Genomic DNA, 23,779 nt, shown 5'->3' with positions numbered 1-23,779 from the left:
ACGATGCTTCAGGTATCCATCTACCGCTACAACCCGGAAACCGACTCCGCGCCCTACATGCAGGAGTTTCAGGTCGACACCCAGGGCCGTGACATCATGGTGCTGGACGTCCTGCACCTGGTGAAGGAGCAGGACAACGGCATGGCCTACCGTCGCAGCTGCCGCGAGGGCGTCTGCGGCTCCGACGGCATGAACATGAACGGCAAGAACGGCCTGGCCTGCATCACCCCGCTCTCCGAGGTGGTGAAGAACGGCAAGCTGGTGCTGCGCCCGCTGCCCGGCCTGCCGGTCATCCGCGACCTGGTGGTCGACATGGGGCTGTTCTACAAGCAGTACGAGCGCATCCAGCCGTACCTGCAGAACGACACCCCGGCCCCGGCCATCGAGCGCCTGCAGTCGCCGGAGGATCGCGACAAGCTGGACGGCCTCTACGAGTGCATCCTGTGTGCCTGCTGCTCGACCTCCTGCCCGTCGTTCTGGTGGAACCCGGACAAGTTCGTGGGTCCGGCCGGCCTGCTGCAGTCCTACCGCTTCCTGGCCGACTCCCGCGACACCGCCACTCGCGAACGCCTGGCCGAGCTCGAGGACCCGTTCAGCGTGTTCCGCTGCCGCGGCATCATGAACTGCGTGGCGGTCTGTCCGAAGGGGCTCAACCCCACTCGCGCGATCGGCAAGATCCGCGAGATGCTGCTGGCCAACGCCACTTAAATCGTGGCCGCGAGCTTGCTATCATGGCCCCCATGCATTGGCTGCGACCCGGTGTCGCAGCCGATGGCCGGCGGGTCAGCAGCATCAGGAGCCGGTGCCTTGGGCACCGGCTCCTGAGCATGAAAAACCAGGCTGACGGTCCAGCGCCGGCAGCGCCGGAACAACACAGGCCCTACCGGCAGGGCATCACCGATGTCGCAGCACCAGCGGTGCCGCGGCGCCGATACCACCCCATCAGTGCAGGGTGACCGAGAGATGCAACAAGGCATAATGGAGTTGATGTGGCGCTCCTCACACGTCAGTGGCAGCAACGTCCATTACGTGGAAGCGCTCTACGAGCAGTACCTCGATGATCCCTCCGCCGTTCCCGACGAGTGGCGCCAGTATTTTGACCAGCTGCCGCGCCCCGACGACGGCCCCTCCCACGATGTTCCCCTGGCCCCGGTCCGCGAACAGTTCCACCAGCTCGCCAAGCAGCGCCGAACGGCACTGGCTCCCGCCGCAGCCGATGGCGAGGAGAGCCGCAAGCAGGTCAAGGTCCTCCAGCTGATCAACGCCTACCGCTTCCGCGGTCACCAGAAGGCCAACATCGATCCGCTGGGCCTGCGCAGCCAGCTTCCCGTTCCCGACCTCGACCTCTCCTTCCACCAGCTGTCGAAGAGCGACCTGGACACCGAGTTCCAGACCGGCTCCTTCTTCCTGGGGCTGGACAAGGCGCCGCTGCGCGATATCGTCGAGGCGCTGGAGCAGACCTACTGCCGCTCCATCGGCTGCGAGATCATGCATATCGTCGATACCGAGGAGAAGCGCTGGCTGCAGCAGCGCTTCGAGTCGGTGCGCAGCGCGCCGAAGTTCAGCAACGAGGTGCGCAAGCACGTGCTGGAGCGGCTGACCGCCGCCGAGGGCCTGGAGAACTACCTGGCCTCCAAGTACCCGGGCACCAAGCGCTTCGGCCTCGAGGGCGGCGAGTCCTTCATTCCGATGATGGACGAGCTGATCCAGCGCGGCGGCGGCTACGGCATCAAGGAGATCGTGATCGGCATGGCCCACCGGGGCCGCCTCAACCTGCTGGTCAACATCCTAGGCAAGAACCCCGGCGACCTGATCGACGAGTTCGATGGCAAGAAGGTCATCGAGCGCGGCTCCGGCGACGTCAAGTACCACCAGGGCTTCAGCTCCAATGTGATGAGCCCGGGAGGCGAGGTGCACCTGGCGCTGGCCTTCAACCCCTCCCACCTGGAGATCGTCTCCCCGGTGGTCGAGGGCTCGGTGCGCGCCCGCCAGGACCGCCGCGACGACAGCGACGGCAGCAAGGTGCTGCCGATCAACGTCCACGGCGATGCGGCCTTCGCCGGTCAGGGCGTGGTCATGGAGACATTCCAGATGTCCCAGACCCGCGCCTACAAGACCGGCGGCACGGTGCACATCGTGATCAACAACCAGGTCGGCTTCACCACCTCGAACCCGCTGGACACCCGCTCCACCGAGTACTGCACCGACATCGCCAAGATGGTCCAGGCGCCGATCTTCCACGTCAACGGCGACGACCCCGACGCGGTGCTGCACGCCACCCAGGTGGCGCTCGACTTCCGTCAGCAGTTCAAGAAGGACGTGGTGATCGACCTCGTCTGCTATCGTCGCCGCGGTCACAACGAGGCCGACGAGCCGAGTGGCACCCAGCCGCTGATGTACAAGAAGATCAAGGACCATCCCTCTTCCCGTGAGATCTACGCCAAGCGCCTGGTGGCAGAAGGCGTGCTCTCCGAGGAGGACGCCAAGGCGATGATCGAGACCTACCGCGAGGACCTGCTGGCCGGCAACCACGTGGCCAACGCCCTGGTGCAGGAGCCCAACACCTCGCTGTTTGTCGACTGGAAGCCCTACCTCGGCCACGAGTGGAGCGGCTATGCCGACACCGCCGTGGAGATGAAGCGTCTGCAGCGGCTGGCCGCCCGGATGTGCGAGATCCCGGACGGGATCGAGGTGCAGCGTCAGGTGGCCAAGATCTACGACGACCGGCGCAAGATGCAGGCCGGTGGCATGGCGCTGAACTGGGGCTTCGCTGAGACCCTGGCCTACGCCACGCTGCTCGACGAGGGGCATCCGGTGCGTATCACCGGGCAGGACGTGGGCCGCGGTACCTTCTCCCACCGCCATGCGGTGGTGCACAACCAGAAGGACGGCAGCACCTACGTGCCGCTGCAGCATCTGGCCGACGGCCAGCCGCGCTTCACTATCCACGACTCCTTCCTCTCCGAGGAGGCGGTGCTGGCGTTCGAGTACGGCTATGCCACCACGGCGCCCAACGACCTGGTGATCTGGGAAGCGCAGTTCGGCGACTTCGTCAACGGTGCTCAGGTGGTGGTGGACCAGTTCATCTCCTCCGGCGAGACCAAGTGGGGACGGCTGTGCGGCCTGACCATGCTGCTGCCCCATGGCTATGAGGGTCAGGGCCCCGAGCACTCCTCGGCGCGCTTGGAGCGTTTCCTGCAGCTGTGCGCCGAGCACAACATGCAGGTCTGCGTGCCCACCACCCCGGCGCAGATCTTCCATCTGCTGCGCCGCCAGGTGATCCGCCCGCTGCGCAAGCCGCTGGTGGTGATGTCGCCCAAGAGCCTGCTGCGCCACAAGGACGCCACCTCGAGCCTGGACCAGCTGGCCGAGGGCCGCTTCGAGATGGTGCTGCCCGATCAGGGTGAGCGCGATCCCCAGCAGGTCGAGCGCATCATCCTGTGCGCCGGCAAGGTCTACTACGACCTGGCCACCTGGCGCGAGGAGAATGACCGCCAGGATGTCGCCATCGTGCGGGTCGAGCAGCTCTACCCCTTCCCCAAGGAGGAGCTCTTCGAGGCGCTCAAGGCCTACGTCAACGTCAGGGACGTGGTGTGGTGTCAGGAGGAGCCGCTCAACCAGGGCGCCTGGTACTCGAGCCAGCACCATATGCGGGCCGTGGCCGACATGCTCAAGAGCGACCTGGGCGGTGCGCTCAAGTTCGCCGGGCGCCCGGCCTCTGCCGCACCCGCCGCGGGCTACATGTCCGTCCATATCGAACAGCAGCGCCAGCTGGTGGAAGACGCCTTCAATCTGTAAGGCACGCCACCGGGACGAGAGAACAGACAAGGGAAACGACATGGCTACCGATATCAAGGCCCCAACCTTTCCGGAATCCGTTGCCGAAGGCAGCGTGGCTGCCTGGCACAAGAAGGCCGGTGACAGCGTCGAGCGCGATGAGCTGATCGTCGAGATCGAGACCGACAAGGTGGTGCTCGAGGTGCTGGCTCCCGAGGCCGGCACCCTCATCGAGGTGCTCGCCGAGGAGGGCGACACCGTCGAGTCCGAGCAGGTGCTGGGCCGCATCGGCGAGGGCAAGGCCAAGCCGGCGGCGGCCAAGGCCGAGCCGAAGAGCGACGCCAAGGCTGACACGCCTGCCGCCAGCGGTGGCAAGCAGCACGAGGTGAAGGCACCGACCTTCCCCGAGTCCATCCAGGAAGGCACCGTCGCCCGCTGGAACAAGCAGGTCGGCGAGAGCGTCAAGCGTGACGAGGTGCTGGCCGAGATCGAGACCGACAAGGTAGTACTCGAGGTGGTGGCGCCCGCCGACGGCGCACTGACCGAGATCAAGGCCGAGGAGGGCAGCCAGGTCGAGTCCGAGGCCGTGCTGGCGATCTTCACCGAGGGCGCCGGCGGTGCCGCGACCGCCGCCGACGAGACCCCGGCGGCCTCCGCCGATGACGGCGCCAGCGACGAGAAGGTGGGCGACATGATCCTCGCCCCCGCCGCGCGCAAGCTCGTCGCCGAGCATGACCTCGACGTCAGCAAGATCGAGGGCACCGGCAAGGGTGGCCGGATCCTCAAGGAGGACGTGCAGAAGGCCGTGAAGGAGGGCACCGCCAAGAAGGCCGCCAAGCCGGCCGGCGGCGCTGCCAAGGCCGCCGCCGCGGCCCCCGCCTTCGAGGGCGAGCGCCCCGAGAAGCGCGTGCCGATGAGCCGTCTGCGTCAGACCATCGCCAAGCGCCTGGTCCAGGCCCAGCAGACCGCCGCCATGCTCACCACCTACAACGAGGTGGACATGAGTGCGGTGATGGCGCTGCGTGCCCAGTACAAGGACAGCTTCGCCAAGACCCACGACGTCAAGCTCGGCTTCATGGGTTTCTTCGTCAAAGCGGCCTCCGAGGCGCTCAAGCGCTTCCCGGACGTCAACGCCTCCATCGACGGCACCGATATCGTCTACCACGGCTACCAGGACATCGGCGTGGCGGTCTCCACCGACCGCGGGCTGGTGGTGCCGGTGCTGCGCGATACCGACAGCATGAAGATCGCCGACGTCGAGAAGGGCATCGTCGACTTCGGCAAGCGCGCCCGTGACGGCAAGCTGGGCATCGACGAGATGCAGGGCGGCACCTTCACCATCACCAACGGCGGCATCTTCGGCTCGCTGATGTCCACGCCGATCCTCAACCCGCCGCAGACCGCCATCCTGGGCATGCACAAGATCCAGGAGCGGCCCATGGCGGTGAACGGCAAGGTGGAGATCCGCCCGATGATGTACCTGGCGCTCTCCTACGACCACCGCATGATCGACGGCAAGGACGCGGTGCAGTTCCTGGTCACCATCAAGGAGCTGCTGGAAGATCCGGCGCGCCTGCTGCTGGACATCTGAGCGGAATGTGGCGCCGGGTGATCCCCGGCGGCACTCCATCCCAAGACACGCAAGGGGAGCCAACATGGCTGACAAGTTTGATGTGATCGTGATCGTGATCGGTGCGGGCCCCGGCGGCTACGTGGCCGCCATCCGCGCTGCCCAGATGGGCCTGAAGACCGCCTGCGTCGAGAAGTGGATCGGCAAGGAAGGCAAGGTGGTGTTCGGTGGTACCTGTCTCAACGTGGGCTGCATCCCCTCCAAGGCGCTGCTCGAGGCCTCCCACAAGTTCGTCGAGGCCAAGCACGACTTCGCCGGCATGGGGATCCAGACCGGTGACGTCCAGATGGACGTCAAGAAGATGATCGCCCGCAAGGACACCATCGTGAAGAACCTCACCGGTGGCATCGCGGGCCTGTTCAAGGCCAACGGCGTGACCGGCATCGAGGGCACCGGCAAGGTGGTGGGCGCGAAGAAGGTCGAGGTCACCGACCTCGACGGCAAGGCGACCACCTATGAGGCGGACAACATCGTGATCGCCGCGGGCTCCGTGCCGGTGGAGATCCCGCCGACCCCGCTGACGGAGGGCCTGATCGTCGACTCCACCGGCGCGCTCTAGTTCACCGAGACGCCCAAGCGCCTGGGCGTGATCGGCGCCGGCGTCATCGGCCTGGAGCTCGGCAGCGTGTGGAACCGCCTGGGCTCCGAGGTCACCGTGCTCGAGGCCATGGACAGCTTCCTGCCGATGGTGGACGCCGCCATCGCCAAGGAGACCCAGAAGCTGCTCAAGAAGCAGGGCCTGGACATCAAGCTGGGCGCGCGGGTCACCGGCTCCGAGGTCAAGGGCCAGGAAGTCATCGTCAAGTACACCGACGGCGATGGCGACCAGGAGATGACCTTCGACAAGCTGATTGTCTGCGTTGGCCGCAAGCCCTACACCCAGGGTGTCGTGGCCGATGGTGTCGGCGTCGACCTCGACGAGCGTGGCTTCATCCACGTCGACGACCAGTGCCGCACCAGCGTGCCGGGCGTCTACGCCATCGGCGACTGCGTGCGCGGCCCGATGCTGGCCCACAAGGCCTCCGAAGAGGGCGTGATGGTCGCGGACATCATCGCCGGCCACACGGCCGAGATGAACTACGATGCCATCCCCAACGTTATCTACACCTTCCCCGAGGTGGCCTGGGTCGGCCTGACCGAGCAGGAGGCCAAGGCCAAGGGCATCGAGGTCAAGGTCGGCAGCTTCCCGTTTGCCGCCAGCGGCCGCGCCATGGCCAACAATGCCACCGAAGGGCAGGCCAAGATCGTCGCCGACGCCGAGACCGACCGCGTGCTGGGCATGCACATCGTCGGCCAGCACGCCGGCGAGATGATCGCCCAGGGCGTCATCGCCCTGGAGTTCGGCTCCAGCGCCGAGGACCTGGCACTGACCTGCTACGCGCACCCGACCATGTCGGAAGCCGTGCACGAGGCCGCCCTGGCGGTGGATGGCCATGCCATCCACATGGCCAACCGCAAGAAGCGCAAGTAAGCCGCACAACGAGCGCCGCCCATCGGGCGGCGCGCCCCTTCCGACCATGTATCGGCAGGGACGGTGGTGGTCCGAGACGTCCGCCCGAGGCGAAGCCGGACCACCGTTCGAGTCACATGCAACCAATGGCATGAATCGATGAACCTTCACGAGTATCAGGGCAAACAGCTGTTTGCCGACTACGGTCTGCCGGTGTCCAAGGGCTTCGCCGTCGACACCCCCGAAGAAGCCGCAGAAGCCTGCAAGAAGATCGGTGGCGACATGTGGGTCGTCAAGGCCCAGGTCCACGCCGGTGGCCGCGGCAAGGCCGGCGGCGTCAAGCTGATCAAGAGCCCGGAGGAGGCCAAGGCCTTCGCCGAGCAGTGGCTGGGCAAGAACCTGGTGACCTACCAGACCGACGCCAACGGTCAGCCGGTCGCCAAGATCCTGGTCGAGAACTGCACCGACATCGCCGAGGAGCTCTACCTGGGCGCCGTCGTTGACCGTGCCACCCGCCGCGTGGTCTTCATGGCCTCCACCGAGGGCGGCGTGGAGATCGAGAAGGTTGCCGAGGAGACTCCCGAGAAGATCCTCAAGGCCGAGATCGATCCGCTGGTGGGCGCGCAGCCCTACCAGGCGCGCGAGCTGGCCTTCGCCCTGGGCCTCAAGGGTGACCAGGTGAAGCAGTTCACCAAGATCTTCCTGGGCCTCTCCAAGCTGTTCCACGACAAGGATCTGGCGTTGCTGGAGATCAACCCGCTGGTGATCACCGACGAAGGCAACCTCCACTGCCTCGACGCCAAGCTCAATCTGGACAGCAACGCCCTCTACCGTCATCCGGACCTGCAGGCGATGCGCGACCCCTCCCAGGAGGATGCTCGCGAGGCCGAGGCGGCCGCATGGGAACTCAACTATGTGGCGCTGGATGGCAACATCGGCTGCATGGTGAACGGCGCCGGCCTGGCCATGGGCACCATGGACATCGTCAATCTGCACGGCGGCTCCCCGGCCAACTTCCTGGACGTGGGCGGCGGTGCCACCAAGGAGCGCGTGGCCGAAGCGTTCAAGCTGATCCTCTCCGACGATAATGTGAAGGCCGTGCTGGTCAACATCTTCGGCGGTATCGTGCGCTGCGACATGATCGCCGAGGGCATCATCGGTGCCGTCGAGCAGGTCGGCGTCAACGTGCCGGTCGTGGTGCGCCTGGAAGGCACCAACGCCGAGCTGGGCGCCGAGAAGCTGGCCTCCAGTGGTCTGAACATCATCGCTGCTACCAGCCTGACCGATGCGGCAGAGCAGGTTGTCAAGGCAGCGGAGGGCAAGTAATGAGTATCCTGATCGACAAGAACACCAAGGTCATCTGCCAGGGCTTCACCGGCGGCCAGGGCACCTTCCACTCCGAGCAGGCGATCGCCTACGGTACCCAGATGGTCGGCGGCGTGACCCCGGGCAAGGGTGGCCAGGAGCACCTGGGCCTGCCGGTGTTCAACACCGTCAAGGAAGCCGTGGAGAAGACCGGCGCCGAGGCCAGCGTGATCTACGTGCCGGCCCCGTTCTGCAAGGACTCCATCCTCGAGGCCGCCAACGCCGGCATCAAGCTGATCGTCTGCATCACCGAGGGCATCCCCACCCTCGACATGCTCGACGTCAAGGTGAAGTGCGACGAGCTGGGCGTGCGCCTGATCGGCCCGAACTGCCCGGGCGTGATCACTCCCGGCGAGTGCAAGATCGGCATCATGCCGGGTCACATCCACAAGCCGGGCAAGGTCGGTATCGTGTCGCGCTCCGGCACCCTGACCTATGAGGCGGTCAAGCAGACCACCGACCACGGCTTCGGCCAGTCCACCTGCGTGGGCATCGGCGGCGACCCGATCCCGGGCTCCAACTTCATCGACATCCTCGAGATGTTCGAGAAGGATCCGGCCACCGAGGCGATCGTGATGATCGGCGAGATCGGCGGCACCGCCGAGGAAGAGGCGGCGGCCTACATCAAGGCCAACGTCACCAAGCCGGTGGTCTCCTACATCGCCGGTGTGACCGCCCCTCCGGGCAAGCGCATGGGCCACGCCGGTGCGATCATCTCCGGCGGCAAGGGCACCGCGGACGAGAAGTTCGCCGCCCTCGAGGACGCCGGTGTCAAGACCGTGCGCTCCCTGGCGCAGATCGGCGATGCCCTGAAGGAAGTGACCGGCTGGTAAGCCGCTCCCTCCCTCTCGGGACATGCCAAAAGGGCGCCTTCGGGCGCCCTTTCTCGTGGGGCGGTGTGGGCTATCGGGGCCTGACAGCAGCACGGCGGCCAGTTGGCCGCCGTGCTGCTTGCTGCTGCCGGGCCGCGAGGGCCCGGGTCTCAGTCGGCGGGACGCGCCACCAGCGAGCGGGTCTCCTCGCGGGCCTCCAGCAGGGCCACGCGGATGTGGTCGCCCAGCTTGAAGCGCTCCTCGCTCTCCACCTGGATACGCCCCTCCTTGTCGTCGATGGCCACCTTGTCGCGATCGCTGTGGATCATCGGTGCCGGCACGAAGGCAGTGGCCCCGTTGGCGGTGAGACGCACGCGCATGCCGCCGCGGTTGATGGCGATGATCTCGGCGTCGAAGCTCTCCTGGGCCTCGGCGGCCGGGGTCAGGTAGCGTACGTAGAGCCAGTCCTTGACGTCGCGCTCCGCCATGCGGTTGAGCCGGCGGCGCTCGGTGAGCTGCTCGGTGAGCGCGAGGCTCGCCTCGGCCGGGGCCTGCTCGCCCTTGAGCACCCGCTTGATCAGGCGGTGGTTGACCATGTCGCCATACTTGCGGATCGGTGAGGTCCAGGTGGCGTAGGCGGCAAGCCCCAGGCCGAAGTGCGGGCCGGGCTTCGCCGACATGCTGGTGAAGCCCTGGAAGCGGCGCAGGCGCGCGTCGAGCCAGGCGTCGTCGCGGCCCTCCAGTTCGCGCTTGAGCTCCCGGTAGCGGGGCAGTTCGGTGAGGGCCTCGAGCGCCACCTCGATCTCCTGGCTGGCCAGGAAGTCGCGGGCCGCCTCGGCCTTGTCGTCCTCGAAGGCGCGGTGGACGTTGAAGATGCCGTGGCCCACGTGCTCGGCCAGCAGGCGCGCGCAGCAGGCGTTGGCCGCGATCATCGACTCCTCGATCATGCGGTTGGCGATGCGGCGCTCCTCGGTGCGCACGTCCAGCACGTTGCCGGCCTCGTCCAGGTCGAAGACGTAGTCGGGACGATCCTTGAACACCAGGGCATGGGCGGCGCGCCAGGCGCTGCGGGCCTCGGTGAGGTCGCGCAGGGCCTTGAGCTGCTCGGCGATCTCGTCTGCCGGGGCCCAGTCCCCCTGGCCCTCCAGCCAGTCGGAGACGCGGTCATAGACCAGCTTGGCTCGCGAGGTGGCGGTGGCGGCGAAGAAGCGATAGTCGCCCAGGCTGCCGTCGGCCTCCACGTTCAGGGTGCAGGCCAGTACCGGGCGCTCCTTGCCCTCCCACAGCGAGCAGAGGTCGTCGGCCAGCTGCTCGGGCAGCATGGTGACGTTCTGGCCCGGCAGGTAGACGGTGAAGGCACGGGTGCGCGCCTCCAGGTCCGCCGCGTGGCCTTCCTCCACGTAGGCGGTGGGGTCGGCGATGGCCACGGTCAACTCCCAGCCGCCGCCCTCCCGGGGCACCACGCGCAGGGCGTCGTCCATGTCCCGGGTCTTCTCGCCGTCGATGGTGAAGAAGGGCGCGGCGGTGAGGTCCTCGCGCTCGAGGCCCTCGTCGCGCAGCGGCCAGTCGTCACCGGCGTCGGGGCACTCCTGCTCCAGGGCGTGGCGGGCCAGGGTGACGCGCCAGGGCACTGCGGGGTCGTCGGCCTTGGCGACCAGCTCGTCGATCTGGGTGAAGAAGCCGCGATCGTCGGCCTTGAGCGGATGGCGCACCAGGCGAGCGACGACCCAGTCGGCGTCGCCGATGGTGGCCTCGTCCAGGCTGCGCTTGATGCGCGCCTTGAGGACGTTGCTGATGGAGGGGTGGTCGGGGACCACGGCCAGGCGACCTTCGCGCAGCTGCACCCGGGCGATGAAGCGGTCGAGCCCCTGTTCGATCAGGGTGTCGGGCTCGACGCGCTTCTTGTCGCCCTCCTCGTGGAGGATGGCCCCGACGCGATCGCCATGCAGCACCTGCTTCATGGCGGGGGGCGGCACGAAGTAGGAGTCGCCCTCGTCGGTCTCGAGGAAGCCGAATCCCTTCTGGGTGGCCTTGATCACCCCCTCGACCCGGGGAGTGCTTGAGCGAATCTGTTGCTTGAGCTGAGCAAGCAGGGCGTTGTTCTGCAGCATGATCACGAACGTGTGGCGGGGGTAGGGGGCCACTATACGGACTCCCGGGGCGCGCGCCAAACGCGGGACAGGCCGGACGAGGGGAATCAGTCACTTGAGCCGGCGCCCGCATCCCGACCGGAACGCAGACGGCGCCCGCAGGCGCCGTCGTTGCTGGGGTTCGCCGCGGGCTCAGCGCACGGTGATGACGGTGCAGTCGGCGGCATGGGCCACCTTGTGGGAGACGCTGCCGACCACGAAGCCTTGCAGGTTGCTCAGGCCGCGGCTGCCCATGACGATGGCGTCGACGCCGCGACGGCGCGCTTCGCTGAGGATGGTGCGGGCCGGGTCGCCCTGGCCGATCACGGTCTCGATGTTGGTGGCGCCCTGCTCGCGGGCGGCCTCGGCGGCGCGGTCCATTACCTGCTTGCCGGCCTCCTGGCGCTCCTCGCGGCTGGCCTCGATGGCGATGGCGCCGATGCCCCACACCAGGGTGGTCTCGTGGGCAAGCTCTTCCGGGATATGCACCAGGTGCAGGGTGCAGCCCTCTTCCTGGCGGGCGAGCTGGCAGGCCACGGAGAGGGCCTTCTTGGCGTGCTTGGAACCGTCGACGGGCACCAGGATGGACTTGAACATGGCGGACTTCCTTGCTCGGTTGGATGGACGATGCCTTGATCGTAGCGCTTCGGGGCCACGCTGTCATGATCCCGGTCAAGGTGGCCGAGGCTCAGCGCCGCTCGTCCGGTGACTCGCGGCTCTCCAGCCGGCGCAGCTGCTGCCACAGCTCGCGGCGCAGATCGCCCAGGCGAGGGGTCGCGTTCTCCGCGAAGGGCAGCGGTCGCGTGAGCCGCTGGGTGCGCAGCCCCAGCCGGGCGCCGAGCAGCCCCACGCCCATGCCCTGGGCGGCCCGGGTGGAGAGTCGCCCGGCCAGGTTCATCGACAGCAGTTCCATGCCGGCGTCGCTGGCCATCTCGGTGGCGCCGGCGAAGGCCATCTGGTGGAGCACCGCGCGCAGCAGCCGGATCCGCCCCGCATAGCTAAGCTCCAGGCCATAGAGACGGCACAGGCGGTCGATCATCGCCAGGCTGCGCCAGGCCACCAGCGCCATGTCCACCAGGGTCAAGGGGCTGACCGCCACCATGATCGCCGTCTCGCCGGACATCCGTGATACGAGCCGGCTCGCCTCGCGGTCGCGGGGGGCGAGCAGATGGTGGTCGAGCAGCAGCTGGATGTCCCGGCCGTCGTGGTGGGCCTGGCGGGCCGCCAGGAAGCCCTGCCAGTGGGGGTGGTCGTCCTCCAGGGCCAGGGCATGACGCAGCGCCTCGGCGGTGGCCAGGGCCTCGCGGGGCGTCGACTCGGGCAGGGCGGTGAGACGGTCGCGCAGCCGGTCATGGCGGCGCAGCCGGCGCAGCCGCCACAGCTCGCGCCCCAGCGCAGAGCCTCCCAGGGCCAGGGCCAGCAGCAGCAGCCCGCTCCAGGCGCCGGCCAGCCAGTTGCCGCCGAGGCCGGCGGCGTAGAGGGTCGTGCCGGCCTCCACGGCGCCGAGCCCAAGCGTGCCGCCGAGCAGGGCGAGCAGGCCCCAGCGTCGCCTGCGTGGCCGGGCCAGGCTCGTCTCCAGGGCGCGCTCGCCGGCGTCCGCTGGCGCCTCGGCCAGCGGGCGGCTCTCCAGGTCGGTGGCGAAGGCCGTGGCGGGGCGCGGGTCGCGGGCCGTGGGGGCCTCGGCGGGGTCGTTGGGTTCGGGGGAGAAGCGCTGGCCCGGTCGCGGGTCGCGGGGTTCGTTCATGTCGGCTCGCTCATGACAGCTTGTCTCCGATCAGCCAGTCCAGGACGGCATCCATGCGGATATGGGGCAGGGCACCGCCCTCCAGGGGCAGCGGCCGAAAGGCCGGATAGGCGAACCCCTGGCGCGCCCAGAAGGCGTCATCGGGCAGGCGTTCCGGCACCTCGCCGGGATAGAGCAGCAGCGCTTCGCCGTCGAGCCCGGTGCCGCGCAGGGCGGGGGTGCGCTGGCCGCGATGCTCCACCTCGCGCGCCTCGCTGGCGCGGATGGCGGCAAGGGACAGGGCACGGACCGGCACGCTGGCGAAACGCAGGTCCTTCAGGGGCTCGGCCAGCAGCGCCTCGAGCAGCGCCACCAGGCGGGGGTGCTGCTCCGGGGTGACGTGGTCGGCCTTGGTGGCGGCGATGGCCAGGCGGTCGATGCGCGGCGCGAAGAGCCGCGAGAGCAGGCTGCGCTTGCCGTAATCGAAGCTCTGCATCAGGTTGGCGAGTGCCCGGGAGAGGTCCTGGAAGCGCTCCGGGCCGGCATTCAGCGCACCGAGCAGGTCCACCAGCACGATCTGGCGATCGAAGCGGCGAAAGTGGTCGCGGTAGAAGGGCTTCACGATGTGCTGCTGGTAGTACGCGAAGCGCCGCGCCAGGGTGGCGTAGTTGCTCTCGGGCGGCAGGGTGGCGAGCGCGGCGGGGTCCGCCTCGGCCACGCCGGGCAGCGGGAAGAACTGCAGCACCGGGGCGCCGGCGAGATCCCCCGGCAGCAGGAAGCGCCCCGGCTGCAGGTCGGCGAACCCCGCCTCCCGGGCGGCGCGCAGCCCCTCGGCATAGTGCTCGGCGATCTCGGCCAGGCGCGCCTCGTCGGCCTCGGCGGTGGGGTCGAGCGACTCCACGGCCGCGTGCCAGGCGGCGAAGTGGGCGCGGCGCTGCTCCCCCGCGAGGGCCTGCTGGCGGCGGCACCAACTGGGGTAGTCATGGGCCAGCAGCGGCAGGTCGAGCAGCCATTCGCCGGGGTAGTCGAAGAGGTCCAGGGTGAGCTGGCGGGATTCGCCGCCGAGCCAGCCACGCTTCGCCGGGCGATAGCGCAGCACCAGGCGCAGCTCGCTGATGCCGCGGGTGGGCTCCGGCCAGCGCGGCGGCGTCTCGGCCAGTGCCGCCATGGCCTGGTCGTAGGGGAAGCGCGGGACGCCCAGGTCCTGCTGGTTGACCCGCCGGGCCCCCAGCAGCCGCCCCTGGCGGGCCGCCGGCAGCAGGTCGAGCCTGGCCTCCAGGCCGACATGGCGAAGCTGGTTGACCAGTGAGGTGAGGAAGGCGGTCTTGCCGGAGCGGGAGAGGCCGGTCACCGCCAGGCGCAGCTGGCGGTCGCGGCCGCGCTCGATCAGGTCATGGAGCTCGCGAGCCAGGGGCTGGCGCATGGGCAGGGCCTCCTCGGGGCTCAGCGGGGGCCGGCAAACATGGTGTAGAGCAGTGGGCTCGCGGCGATCACGAAGCCCGCGCCGGCCAGCAGGTAGCCGGGCACTCGATGTCGGGTGCGGTGGGCCAGGGTCAGGCCGCCGCCGAGGACCAGCATGCCCACCAGGTTGAGGGTGAAGGAGGCCATCTCCATGAAATGCTGGGGCGACATGCGTGTTCCTCGGGTTGCCGTGCAGTGTGGGGAATGGTATCAGGTGTCGGGGTATCTCCGCAGGACCGACCAGGAGGACGCGCATGGCCAGGTTACCGGATACCGAGGCGGTGATTCGCTTCTGGTTCGACGAACTCACGCCGGCCCCGTGGTTTCGCAAGGTTCTCGAGCTGGATGGCGAGATCGCGGCGCGCTTCGGCGAGCTGCTGGCGGCCCTGGCCAGCGGCATCGGTCACCGCCTGGAGGTGCCCTGGCGCGCCTTCCTCTAACGCGATACTGGGTCGCCCCTCCACGCCGGAGGAGCTGGCCTTCCTCGACCAGCCCGGCTCGTCATTCTGAGCGCCGCTCGGGCTGTCCTGGATTCAACACGACACACTGCAAGGAGAGCGATATGGGACTGATTGCCTGGTTGATCATCGGCGGGCTGGCGGGGTGGATCGCCGGTCACATCATGCGCGGAGGCGGCTTCGGCATCCTCGGCAATATCGGCGTCGGCGTGGTGGGCGCGGTGATCGGCGGCTTCCTGTTCAGCCTGCTGGGGCTGCAGGCCGGGGGCTTCGTCGGCTCGCTGGTCACCGCCATCGTCGGGGCCGTGGTGCTGCTGTGGGTGATCTCGAAGGTCAGGAAGGCCTGACCCCCGCTGCCATGATGCCTGCCTGGCGCCCGGCTCCGGCCGGGCGTCGTCGTCTCTGGCGGCGGCTCAGCGTCCTGCGGGGCGGGGCAGGATGCGCCGATAGCGGTCCAGGGTGCGGTCGAGCCAGGCGCCGTTCAGCACCACCTCCTCGCGCCGGGCCGGCACGCTCAGCGCCAGCAGGAAGACCCCGTCGGCGGCGGGCTCCCCCGAGTCCAGGCGCCGGGCCAGGGCCGGGGGCAGGGCCTCCGGTCGCCGCCAGGCGAGGCGCAGGGCACGCTGCTGGAGAAGGTACTGCAGGCGGGCGGCATCGGTGAGCACCGAGGCGGCGCCCTCGGCCAGCCCCCGGGAGAGGCTCTCCAGGGTGCGATAGGCGGGGGCGCCCGCGGCCCGACAGGCGTGGGCCCCCTCCACGAAGCAGCGCTCGCGCTCCTCGGGAGTCTCGGGCCAGCGGCCGCCGGCCAGGCGCGCCCGGGTGGCAGGGTAGGCCAGGGTGATGGTGACCCCGGGGGTGCCGTCGGCCAGGGCGGTGGACGGCTCGGTGATGGCGCCGTGGTGAAGCTCCCCGCGCAGCCAGCGGTAGTCGCAGGCCTGCTGCACGGTGGCCTGGGCCTCCTGGGCGGTGTGGCTGGCACCCTGCAGGGAGCGTAGCAGGGAGAGGGTTCGCAGTATCACGGGATGGCCTCGCGGTGGACGCCGTCATCTTCCCGGCTGCGCCCGGCGATGACAAGGCCCCCCAACGCAAGCCCCCCAACACAAGCCCCCCAAGACAAGCCGCCCGGCGCAGAGCCGGGCGGTGAGCCGCTGGACGCGAGGCGGCGGGTCAGGCGGTGGTGGGCTGGCCCACCAGCTCCTTGAGGGAGGCCTCGACGATGGCCAGGCCCTCCTCCAGCACCTCGTCCTCGATGGTGACGGGCATCAGGAAGCGGATGGTATTGCCGTAGAGGCCGCAGGAGAGCAGCACCAGCCCCTTCTCGCGGGCGCGCTTGCACAGCGCCGCGGCCAGGTCGGCGTCCGGGGTGTGGTTGGCCCTGTCGGAAACGAGGTCGATGGCCGCCATGGCGCCCAGGTGGCGGCCGTTGTCCACGCAGTCGAAGGCCTGCTGCCACTTGGCGAAGCGCTTGCCCAGCTTCTCGCCCAAGGCCTGGCTCCTGGCGAGGATGTTCTCCTCCTCGAACACCTCGAGCACCGCCAGCACGGCCGCACAGGAGACCGGGCTGCCGGTGTAGGTGCCGCCCAGGGAGTTGGGGCCGGAGGCGTCCATGTGCACGTCGGTGCCTACCACGGCGGAGATCGGCATGCCGGCCGCCATGCTCTTGGCCATGGTGATCAGATCCGGCTCGACGCCGCTGTGCTCGATGGCGAACATCTTGCCGGTGCGGCCGAAGCCTGACTGCACCTCGTCGACGATCATCAGCATGCCGTGCTCGTCGCAGATCTCGCGCACCGCCTTGAGGAAGCTGGCCGGGGCGGGGTAGAAGCCGCCTTCGCCGAGCACCGGCTCCAGCACGATGGCTGCGGTATCGCGGGGGTTGGCGTCGGTCTTCAGCGCCATCTTGAGGCCGCGCAGGGCCTCGTCCTCGCTGACGCCGTGGTAGGGCACCGGGTAGGGGGCGCGGAAGACGTTGCCCGGCATGCTGCCGAAGTCGGCGGCGTAGGGGGCGACCTTGCCGTTCATGGCCATGGTCATGAAGGTGCGGCCGTGGTAGCCGCCGTCGAAGCAGATCACGTTGTTCTTGCCGGTGGCGGCGCGGGCGATCTTGACGGCGTTCTCGAGGGCCTCGGCCCCGGAGTTGGCCAGCATCACCTTGGCGTGGCCGCGCACCGGGGTGATCTGGCTGAGTTTCTCGGCCACCTTCACGTAGCCCTCGTAGGGCATCACGGTCTGGCAGGTGTGCATCACGCGGTCGAGCTGCGCCTTGACGGCCTCGACCACCTTGGGGTGGCGGTGACCGATGTTGAGTACGCCGATGCCGCCGGCGAAGTCGATGATGCGGTTGCCATCGGCATCCCAGATCACGGCGTTCTCGGCGCGATCGGCGAACTGGGTGGCGGGGCTGGCCGCGCCGTTGGCGACATAGCGCTTCTTCAGGTCGTTGAGTTCCGCGTTGGTCATGATGCCTCCGGTGGCAGAATAAGGGGGGCGAGAGCGGTCCGCGCTCCCACAGTCTAGTTCACTCTGCCAGGTTTGCCGGGGCGCGCAAGGGCAGGGCGCTCGGGGGCAGCAGCGGAACCGGAACCGGCAGAAGGCGCGCGTCGACCCATCGGCGCCGGCGGCGCTTTCCGCTACACTATGGCGCCGCAATACGCTGGCGGCCGCTGCCGTCCTTCTGACTGATGCCGAGGTGAGCCTTGATCGATCCGCTGAATGCCTGGTGGGCCCAGCAGCTGGTGCTGTGTGACTGGGCCTTCGACCCCGACCCGCTGAGCGTGGAACCTCAGGCCGCCCTGATGCGCCTGCACGGGCTGGGCGTGGCGGACCGCGGCGAGCTCGGCTGGCGCCTGGTGGAGTCCTTCGGCGTGGGCGGCAGCATGGCCGACCCGGCTCGCCTGCTGGCGGCCCTGGAGCTGGTCGCCCTGGCCGGTGCCGCGGGCTGGCTGGACGAGCGGGCCGGGCGCGCCTGGGCCCATCGTCTGGCCGCCGAGATCAGCGCCCATCACCGGGACCTGGATGCCTGGCTTTCTGCACTGCGTCGGGCGCGCAGCGCCGAGGGATGGGTGCGCGGCGATGACGGCTTCTTCGAGGCCTGCGAGGCGCTGGCTGCCCTCGAGCACGATGGCGATGGCATCACCTGGGAGCGTCTCGGCGAGTGGCTGGCGATCCACGATACGCTGCCGCCGCTGTGGCCCGTCGAGGAGGAGGCACAGGTGTGGCGCCTGCGCGCCGGCTTCGCGCCGGTGATAAGCGTGCCCGCCATCGAGGGGGACTGGTCGGGCCTGGCCGGCTGGCTGGGCGAGGCGTGGCAGATCCACCACCGTGACGACCTGATCCGTTCCCTGCTGTGGCTGGGCGGGCAGGGCGATCGTCAGGGCTGGGACCTGGACGCCACGCGGCTGCTGGAGAGCGATCCGGCGAGCCGCTATGCCTGGCTTCACAAGCTCGAGGGGGAGGATCAGCGCTATGGCCGGGTGCTGCTCGAGTTCATCGAGCACGGCGAGCCCCTGGAGTGGGCGGCCTGGGACTGGCTGCGGCTGATCGACCTGGCCTGGGCCGGGGCCTGCATGGGCTGGCTCAGCGGCCGGGAGGCCGCCGACTTCGCGCTTCACGGCGCCGACCTGGTGATGCACCGCTACAGCGATTGGGCGGCCCTGGCCCGGGCCTATCAGCGCGGCAGGAGCCTCTTCGAGGGGCGCAACCTGCTGAGCACCTTCGAGGCCGACTGGCGGCTGCTGCTGCAGTCGCCGGTCAGTCCCTGGCGCCCGGCCCTGCAGGGGCTGGTGGGGCACGAGCCGCTGGAGCGCTCCCGGCAGGCCATTCGGGCTTGGCGAGCCGATCCCCGACACTGGGTGCTGGCCCTGGCCGCGGTGCGTGAGCCCGAGCTGGCGGCTCGCCAGGGGCCCGCCGGGCCGGTAGCGGTAGCGCGCCGCGAGGACGCCCTCCAGTACCTGGCCGAGACCCTCGACCTGCACCCCGACGAGGGCATCTCGGCGCTCTCCCGCTACTGGCTGCCGGCCCAGGCGCACCACCTCAACCAGCTGGCCGCCGATGCGGCCCATGGCGCCCTGCCGCCGGCGGAGACCTCCTTTGGCCACGCCGACCCGGCGGGGCTGGCAAGCCGCGATGCGCTGCGCCGCGGCAGCCGTCATGCGGCCACCATCCACATGGCCGAGAAGTACGCCTTCTATCTGCAGATGGCCATGGACTGCGAGGCCTTCGACGCCGAGGGGCTGGCGGCGCTGGCCGATGCCCTGCGCGCCTCGCTGTGCCGCTTCTATCCGGACCCCCGCCGCCTGCTGGAGGCCTGGGCGACCTGGGAGGGACTGCTGCCGGAGGAGGAGCAGCCTTCGTTGGTGGTCGAGATCCGCTGGCATGAGGAGGACCCCGGCAGCCTGTTTCACTGGCTCGACTGGCGTGCCGGCGAATGGCAGGAGCCGGGGCCGCGTCCCAGCCTGAACCTGTTCACCGCCATGGCACTGGTGGGGCCGCTCAACAGCCCGGCCTGGAGCCTGCCCCATCCGGAAAGCGAGCGTGAGCGCGTATCGATCCGCGAGTGGATCGATGGCCACTACGGGCTCCAGGGGGCCGAGGAGCTGGGCGAGTTCCTGGAGTTCCTGCTCGAGTCCGGCGACCGTCCGGAGTATCTGATCAACTACGCGCCCTACACCCTGAACGCCGCCCGGCTCGGCTCCGAGATCGCTACCCTGGAGTCCGGCGAGTGCAGCGACGAGGAGCGCACCCACCTGCTGCGCCTGCAGCGGGTGCGGGACAACGAGGACGGCTGCAACGAGACCGACATGGCCGCCTGGGACGTGGCTCAGGCGGTGGATCTGGCCATCGCCGCACGCCAGCTGGGCTGGCTGGAGGAGCGCGCCTTCGTGGCGGTGCTGGAGCGTGCCCATGGCCTGGCGGCAGCCCACTACTCGGGGTGGGAGGCCTATGCTCGCGGGCTCTACGCCGGCTTCTCCTTCTTCATGGGCGAGACCCCGGAGCGGGAGAGCTTCGTTGCCGGCTTTCGGCAGGCCCTGGTGGCCTGGCTGTCCGCGGCCCCGCCCCTGGCCGGGCCCTGGGCAAGCCTGGAGTTTCCCGGGGCACGCCCGCGCCACTGGGCGCCGATGCATATCGACACCCTGCCGGGTGATTCGCGCACCCTGCACTGAGAGCGCTTTCAGGGCTCGCCACCCGCTCGGGGCTGGTTTATAGTCGGCGAGTCTAAACAAGGCTCCACCTGTCGGGAGCCGTGTTCCACAGTGAGCCGCCGACAGGCCGCTCTGGCAGTGATACCGGTTGCCGGCACCACTGCCACAGCGATGACTCCCCCGAAGGCTGGCGCCCGCCGGCGCTGCCGGGGCGCGGCTCCGGTCAGAGGTCACCGCTGGAATGGACGTCACCTCGTCGTGCCGAGCCCTGTGTGTTGTCGTGTCGCTGGCCCTGCTGGCCGGCTGTGCCTCCGCTCCTCGCGATGTCGCCTCCCGCGACGCCGAGGAGCCCTACTTCGCCCGTCAGCTGCCCGGGATATCCGGCGACTGGGGGCTGGCCATGTCGCCGGTGGACAATCCGATTCTGGAGGCGCGCGCCCTCGGCAATCCCCCGCCCGCCCTGATTCAGCAGGCGCTGCTGGCCCAGCATGAACGCTGGGTCGGTACGCCTTACCGCATTGGCGGCACCTCCTCCAGCGGGATCGACTGCTCGGCGCTGGTGCAGAGCGTCTTCGAGGAGACCTTCCGCGTCTCCCTGCCGCGCACCACCGGCGAGCAGGTCCACCAGGGGGCGCCGGTCGAACGCAGCGAACTGGTACCCGGCGACCTAGTCTTCTTCCGCCCGCCGGGCCGCTATGACCACGTCGGCATCTACCTGGGCGAGGGGCGCTTTCTGCATGCCTCCACCTCCCGGGGGGTGATGATCTCCGAACTCGACAACCGCTACTGGCAGCGCTACTACTGGCAGGCCCGTCGCACCCTGGAGCCCACCACCCTGGCCCAGCGTGTGATGGTCGGCGACCAGGGCTGAATCGCGCCGCGGTCGCGGCGAGCCGGCGACCGTCGCCGCCCGTGGGCCGGCCCGCCGGCCCGCTGCTTCCATGACCGCAGGCGTTCACGCCATGATCCAGATTCGAACCCGTGCCTGGTGGCGCGCGACCCTGGCTCTCAGCCTGGGTTCCTTCCTCGTCTTCATCAATCTCTACGCCCCTCAGCCGCTGCTGCCGGAGCTGCGCGAGGCCTATGGGGTCTCCACCCTGGCCGTGGGGCTGGTGATGTCGGTCGCGACCCTTGCCCTGGCGGCCTCGCTGCTGGTCTTCGGTCCGCTGTCGGACGCCATCGGTCGCGCGGCCATCATGCGCCTGACGCTGCTGGCGGCCGGCGCGCTGTCGCTGGGTCTGTCACTGGCACCCAGCTTCGAGGTGCTGCTGGTGCTGCGCGGGCTGCAGGGCTTCGTGCTGGGCGGGCTGCCGGCGGTGGCCATCGCCTGGATGGGGGACGAGTTCGAGCCTTCGGCGATGCTGCCGGCGATTGGCCTCTATATCGGTGCCAACTCCCTGGGCGGGATCAGCGGCCGCCTGGTGGGCGGGGCCGTGGGGGAGGTGGCCGGCAGTTCCGCCAGCTTCCTGGCGGTAGGCGTGATCACACAGGTGGGGCTGGTGGTGTTCTGGAAGCTGCTGCCGACGGCCAGGGGCTTCGTGCCACGCCGATTCGAGCTGCGCGGCGCAGCGCGAGATCTCGCCGGGCACCTGCGTAACCCGTTGCTGCTGGCCGCCTACCTGCTGGGCGGGCTCAACTTCCTGATCTTCATCAACCAGTACAGCTACCTGACCTTCCGCCTGGCCCAGGCGCCCTTCGAGCTGGGGCCGAGCGTGCTGGGGCTGGTCTTCCTGACCTATCTGGGGGGCACCCTGGGCTCATCGCTCTCCGGCCGGCTGGCGCGGCGCCTGACACCGCCAGCCTGCATGATGCTGGGCATCCTGATCCTCATGGGTGGGACCCTGGTGACCCTGGCGGGGTCGCTGGCGCTGATCGTGCTCGGCCTGACCATCAACGCCTTTGGTTTCTTCCTGGCCCACGCCATGGCCTCGAGCTGGGTGGGACGCCATGCCGGACAGGCCAGGGGCAGCGCCTCGGCGCTCTATCTGGTCTTCTACTACAGCGGCGCCAGTCTGGGGGCCTTCTGGCTGGAACCCTTCTGGCAGGTCGGGGCCTGGCCCGGGGTCGCGCTGGCCTCCTGGTTGGTGCTGGGCGTCACCCTGGCGATTGCCGCCTGGCTGTGGCGACGACAGCGCCCATGAAAAACCCCTGCCGATGGCAGGGGGCGAAGAGAGGGGAGCGGCCTGATGGGTGACGCCTTGTCACTCCTCGTGGGCGGTCTCCTCGCGGTTCTCGCCGGCGCGGACTTCGGCCCAGGCCTCTTCCAGGGTGCAGCTCAGGCGGGAGTCGAGGGTGTCGACCACTTCGAGAGCGTGCTGGAGGGACTGTCGGTCGCCCTTCAGGGCAACCACCAGCCTGGCCAGGTCCTGCTTGCTGAAGCTGTCGGCGATACGCTCGGCCTGTTCGCTCAGTTCGGTGGCGTTCATGGTGTCTTCCTCGTGTCAGGTCATCACGGCGCTGGTCAATGCTGTCTGCGGGGAGTCGGGATGGCGGCACACACTCCTGATCCATGATGTCACTATGGTCCAGGCCCTTTTTTGCCGCAATGCATCATTGGGTGAACCCCCGGTTGTAGCTCGACTACATGGCCGCCCCGCCCGGGAGGCCGGGCAGGGGTCTTTCACATTCCTTGAGCGATTTCGGGCTAGAATGAGTCGCACATAGATAGCCTGCGCTGGTCAAAGCGTTACAGACTGGCATAGAATCCCGTTAGCAAACACTGTTCACTAATCTGGCCATTCCTCTCCGGACGTCCCGGAGCCTGCTCCCACATGACGGGGACCGGCAGCCTTTCTTCAGGAGGTTTTTCATGAAGCGACTTCTTCCCATCCTTGCCATCGGTGCCCTGACCCTGGCTGGCTGCGCCAATACCTCGACGATGGGCGGCAACGTCTACCGTGGCAGCCAGGCCGGCACCGCCCAGACCGTGACCTTCGGCACCATCGAGGCCGTGCGCCAGGTGCAGATCCAGGCCGACAGCCGCGCCGGGGGCATCGTCGGCACCGGCGGTGGTGCCGTGGTCGGTGGCCTGCTGGGCCGCCAGGTAGGTGGCGGCAGCGGTCGCGACCTGGCGACTGCCGCCGGTGTGATCGGTGGCGCCGTGGCTGGCTCGCGCATCGAGGAGGCCACCAACCGCGTCAACGCCCTGGAGATGGAGATCCGTCGCGATGACGGCCAGCGCGTGGTGATCGTCCAGAAGGCCGACCAACGTTTCCAGACCGGCCAGCGCGTGCGCCTGATCGGCAGCGGTGCCAACATGACCGTGGCTCCCTACTGAGCGCCGCGACGCCTGGCCCGGCTCCGGGAAAAGTTTCGGGTAGCCCAGTTCCGGGTATAGTGCAGTCCTGAAAGCAGAAGGCCCGCGGAGAGATCCGCGGGCCTTCTGCCATTCGGCGATCAAGCGCTGCCACTCCGGCAGCGCTGCTGGCTCAGTGCAGGTCGACCTTGTTCATCGCCCAGCTAGCAAGCTTCCAGCCGACGAGGCCGATGATCACGGCCAGCACCACGGTCAGCAGGATGTCCACCGGGCGCACCAGGACGGTGGCCCCCAGGATGGCAAGCGAAAGCCCCCAGAGGGTGCGATTGTCGCCGCGGCTCTTGAGCAGCGAGGGCAGCACGCGGTCCAGCGCCGGACTCACGCTGTCCCAGCGCTTGAAGGTGAGGAAGAGAATCGCTGCGAAAGCGATCAGCCAGAGCACTACTTGGATCATGGGCAGATCTCCAGACAAGGGGTGAAAGGCGGGTCATCAAAAAGGTGCGAGCTAGGTTAGCCGCGGCCGCACTCGGGCGCAACCGTCCATAGGTCAACCCTGGGGGCATGCCATTTACCGGCG

20 protein-coding genes and 1 pseudogene are annotated in these 23,779 nt (G+C 68.9%); 12 read left to right on the top strand and 9 right to left on the bottom strand.

Annotated elements, in window-relative coordinates:
• The first annotated feature begins 3 nt into the window (after window positions 1-3).
• The 6 genes and pseudogenes from B6N23_RS05065 to sucD all read left to right on the top strand — a co-directional run bounded on the left by B6N23_RS05065 (window position 4) and on the right by sucD (window position 9,055).
• Complete coding sequence (locus B6N23_RS05065) at window positions 4-708, top strand: succinate dehydrogenase iron-sulfur subunit (RefSeq protein WP_305502475.1); 705 nt, start codon at window positions 4-6, stop codon at window positions 706-708.
• Window positions 709-963: 255 nt separating this feature from the next.
• Complete coding sequence (locus B6N23_RS05060) at window positions 964-3,798, top strand: 2-oxoglutarate dehydrogenase E1 component (protein WP_305502473.1); 2,835 nt, start codon at window positions 964-966, stop codon at window positions 3,796-3,798.
• A 40-nt stretch (window positions 3,799-3,838) separates the two neighbouring features.
• A complete protein-coding gene (gene odhB, locus B6N23_RS05055; RefSeq protein ID WP_305502471.1) occupies window positions 3,839-5,368 on the top strand; it encodes a 2-oxoglutarate dehydrogenase complex dihydrolipoyllysine-residue succinyltransferase in 1,530 nt (509 codons plus the stop codon).
• Between the two features lie 64 nt (window positions 5,369-5,432).
• Window positions 5,433-6,878 (top strand): annotated as a pseudogene (gene lpdA / locus B6N23_RS05050) (dihydrolipoyl dehydrogenase).
• Window positions 6,879-7,016: 138 nt separating this feature from the next.
• The gene (gene sucC / locus B6N23_RS05045; protein ID WP_110068254.1) at window positions 7,017-8,183 is read left to right on the top strand and encodes an ADP-forming succinate--CoA ligase subunit beta; all 1,167 of its coding nucleotides are present in this window, start codon (window positions 7,017-7,019) and stop codon (window positions 8,181-8,183) included.
• On the top strand, window positions 8,183-9,055 hold the full coding sequence (gene sucD, locus B6N23_RS05040; protein WP_119020706.1) for a succinate--CoA ligase subunit alpha: 873 nt from the start codon (window positions 8,183-8,185) through the stop codon (window positions 9,053-9,055). The genes sucC and sucD overlap by 1 nt, the downstream gene beginning before the upstream one ends.
• Window positions 9,056-9,204: 149 nt before the next feature.
• Here the strand turns inward: sucD and B6N23_RS05035 are convergent, their stop codons facing one another.
• The 5 genes from B6N23_RS05035 to B6N23_RS05015 all read right to left on the bottom strand — a co-directional run bounded on the left by B6N23_RS05035 (window position 9,205) and on the right by B6N23_RS05015 (window position 14,518).
• A complete protein-coding gene (locus tag B6N23_RS05035; RefSeq protein ID WP_305503698.1) occupies window positions 9,205-11,145 on the bottom strand; it encodes an exoribonuclease II in 1,941 nt (646 codons plus the stop codon).
• 171 nt (window positions 11,146-11,316) lie between these two features.
• A complete protein-coding gene (locus tag B6N23_RS05030; RefSeq protein WP_305502466.1) occupies window positions 11,317-11,760 on the bottom strand; it encodes a universal stress protein in 444 nt (147 codons plus the stop codon).
• Between the two features lie 91 nt (window positions 11,761-11,851).
• Entirely contained in the window at window positions 11,852-12,907 is a 1,056-nt protein-coding gene (locus tag B6N23_RS05025) for a YcjF family protein (RefSeq protein WP_169957808.1), read from the bottom strand.
• Between the two features lie 10 nt (window positions 12,908-12,917).
• Window positions 12,918-14,309 (bottom strand): YcjX family GTP-binding protein, encoded by a 1,392-nt coding sequence (locus tag B6N23_RS05020; protein WP_305502463.1) that lies wholly within the window; start codon window positions 14,307-14,309, stop codon window positions 12,918-12,920.
• 20 nt (window positions 14,310-14,329) lie between these two features.
• Window positions 14,330-14,518: a hypothetical protein gene (locus B6N23_RS05015; RefSeq protein WP_305502461.1), complete on the bottom strand. Its 189-nt coding sequence runs from the start codon at window positions 14,516-14,518 to the stop codon at window positions 14,330-14,332.
• An 83-nt stretch (window positions 14,519-14,601) separates the two neighbouring features.
• Here B6N23_RS05015 and B6N23_RS05010 point away from each other — a divergent pair, with 83 nt between their 5' ends.
• Together B6N23_RS05010 and B6N23_RS05005 are read left to right on the top strand one after the other, a co-directional pair.
• Window positions 14,602-14,787, top strand: a complete 186-nt coding sequence (locus B6N23_RS05010) for a DUF924 family protein (protein WP_305502459.1) — start codon at window positions 14,602-14,604, stop codon at window positions 14,785-14,787.
• Between the two features lie 122 nt (window positions 14,788-14,909).
• Window positions 14,910-15,152 (top strand): GlsB/YeaQ/YmgE family stress response membrane protein, encoded by a 243-nt coding sequence (locus B6N23_RS05005; RefSeq protein WP_110068247.1) that lies wholly within the window; start codon window positions 14,910-14,912, stop codon window positions 15,150-15,152.
• A gap of 66 nt (window positions 15,153-15,218) precedes the next feature.
• Here the strand turns inward: B6N23_RS05005 and B6N23_RS05000 are convergent, their stop codons facing one another.
• Both B6N23_RS05000 and gabT read right to left on the bottom strand, forming a co-directional pair.
• Entirely contained in the window at window positions 15,219-15,824 is a 606-nt protein-coding gene (locus B6N23_RS05000) for a hypothetical protein (protein WP_305502456.1), read from the bottom strand.
• Between the two features lie 148 nt (window positions 15,825-15,972).
• A complete protein-coding gene (gene gabT, locus B6N23_RS04995; RefSeq protein ID WP_110068245.1) occupies window positions 15,973-17,265 on the bottom strand; it encodes a 4-aminobutyrate--2-oxoglutarate transaminase in 1,293 nt (430 codons plus the stop codon).
• Window positions 17,266-17,501: 236 nt separating this feature from the next.
• Between gabT and B6N23_RS04990 the strand changes: the two genes are divergently transcribed.
• The 3 genes from B6N23_RS04990 (at window position 17,502) to B6N23_RS04980 (ending at window position 22,087) form a co-directional block, all read left to right on the top strand.
• A complete protein-coding gene (locus B6N23_RS04990; protein ID WP_305502453.1) occupies window positions 17,502-19,967 on the top strand; it encodes a DUF1266 domain-containing protein in 2,466 nt (821 codons plus the stop codon).
• A 220-nt stretch (window positions 19,968-20,187) separates the two neighbouring features.
• A complete protein-coding gene (locus B6N23_RS04985) occupies window positions 20,188-20,817 on the top strand; it encodes a C40 family peptidase (RefSeq protein WP_169957812.1) in 630 nt (209 codons plus the stop codon).
• Between the two features lie 91 nt (window positions 20,818-20,908).
• A complete protein-coding gene (locus B6N23_RS04980; RefSeq protein WP_305502450.1) occupies window positions 20,909-22,087 on the top strand; it encodes an MFS transporter in 1,179 nt (392 codons plus the stop codon).
• A 60-nt stretch (window positions 22,088-22,147) separates the two neighbouring features.
• Here the strand turns inward: B6N23_RS04980 and B6N23_RS04975 are convergent, their stop codons facing one another.
• Window positions 22,148-22,372 carry a hypothetical protein gene (locus B6N23_RS04975; RefSeq protein WP_110068241.1) on the bottom strand — a complete coding sequence of 75 codons (225 nt, stop codon included), beginning with the start codon at window positions 22,370-22,372 and terminating at the stop codon, window positions 22,148-22,150.
• 383 nt (window positions 22,373-22,755) lie between these two features.
• Here B6N23_RS04975 and B6N23_RS04970 point away from each other — a divergent pair, with 383 nt between their 5' ends.
• On the top strand, window positions 22,756-23,223 hold the full coding sequence (locus tag B6N23_RS04970) for an outer membrane lipoprotein (RefSeq protein ID WP_110068240.1): 468 nt from the start codon (window positions 22,756-22,758) through the stop codon (window positions 23,221-23,223).
• A 151-nt stretch (window positions 23,224-23,374) separates the two neighbouring features.
• Here B6N23_RS04970 and B6N23_RS04965 read toward each other — a convergent pair whose 3' ends face one another.
• Entirely contained in the window at window positions 23,375-23,656 is a 282-nt protein-coding gene (locus B6N23_RS04965) for a hypothetical protein (RefSeq protein WP_110068239.1), read from the bottom strand.
• Between the last annotated feature and the right edge of the window lie 123 nt (window positions 23,657-23,779).

It is taken from the genome of Halomonas alkalicola (assembly GCF_030704205.1).
Taxonomy (GTDB): domain Bacteria; phylum Pseudomonadota; class Gammaproteobacteria; order Pseudomonadales; family Halomonadaceae; genus Halomonas; species Halomonas alkalicola.
The sequence above is the reverse complement of the archived record's forward strand: the minus strand, read 5'-3'. Positions and strand labels throughout refer to the sequence as shown.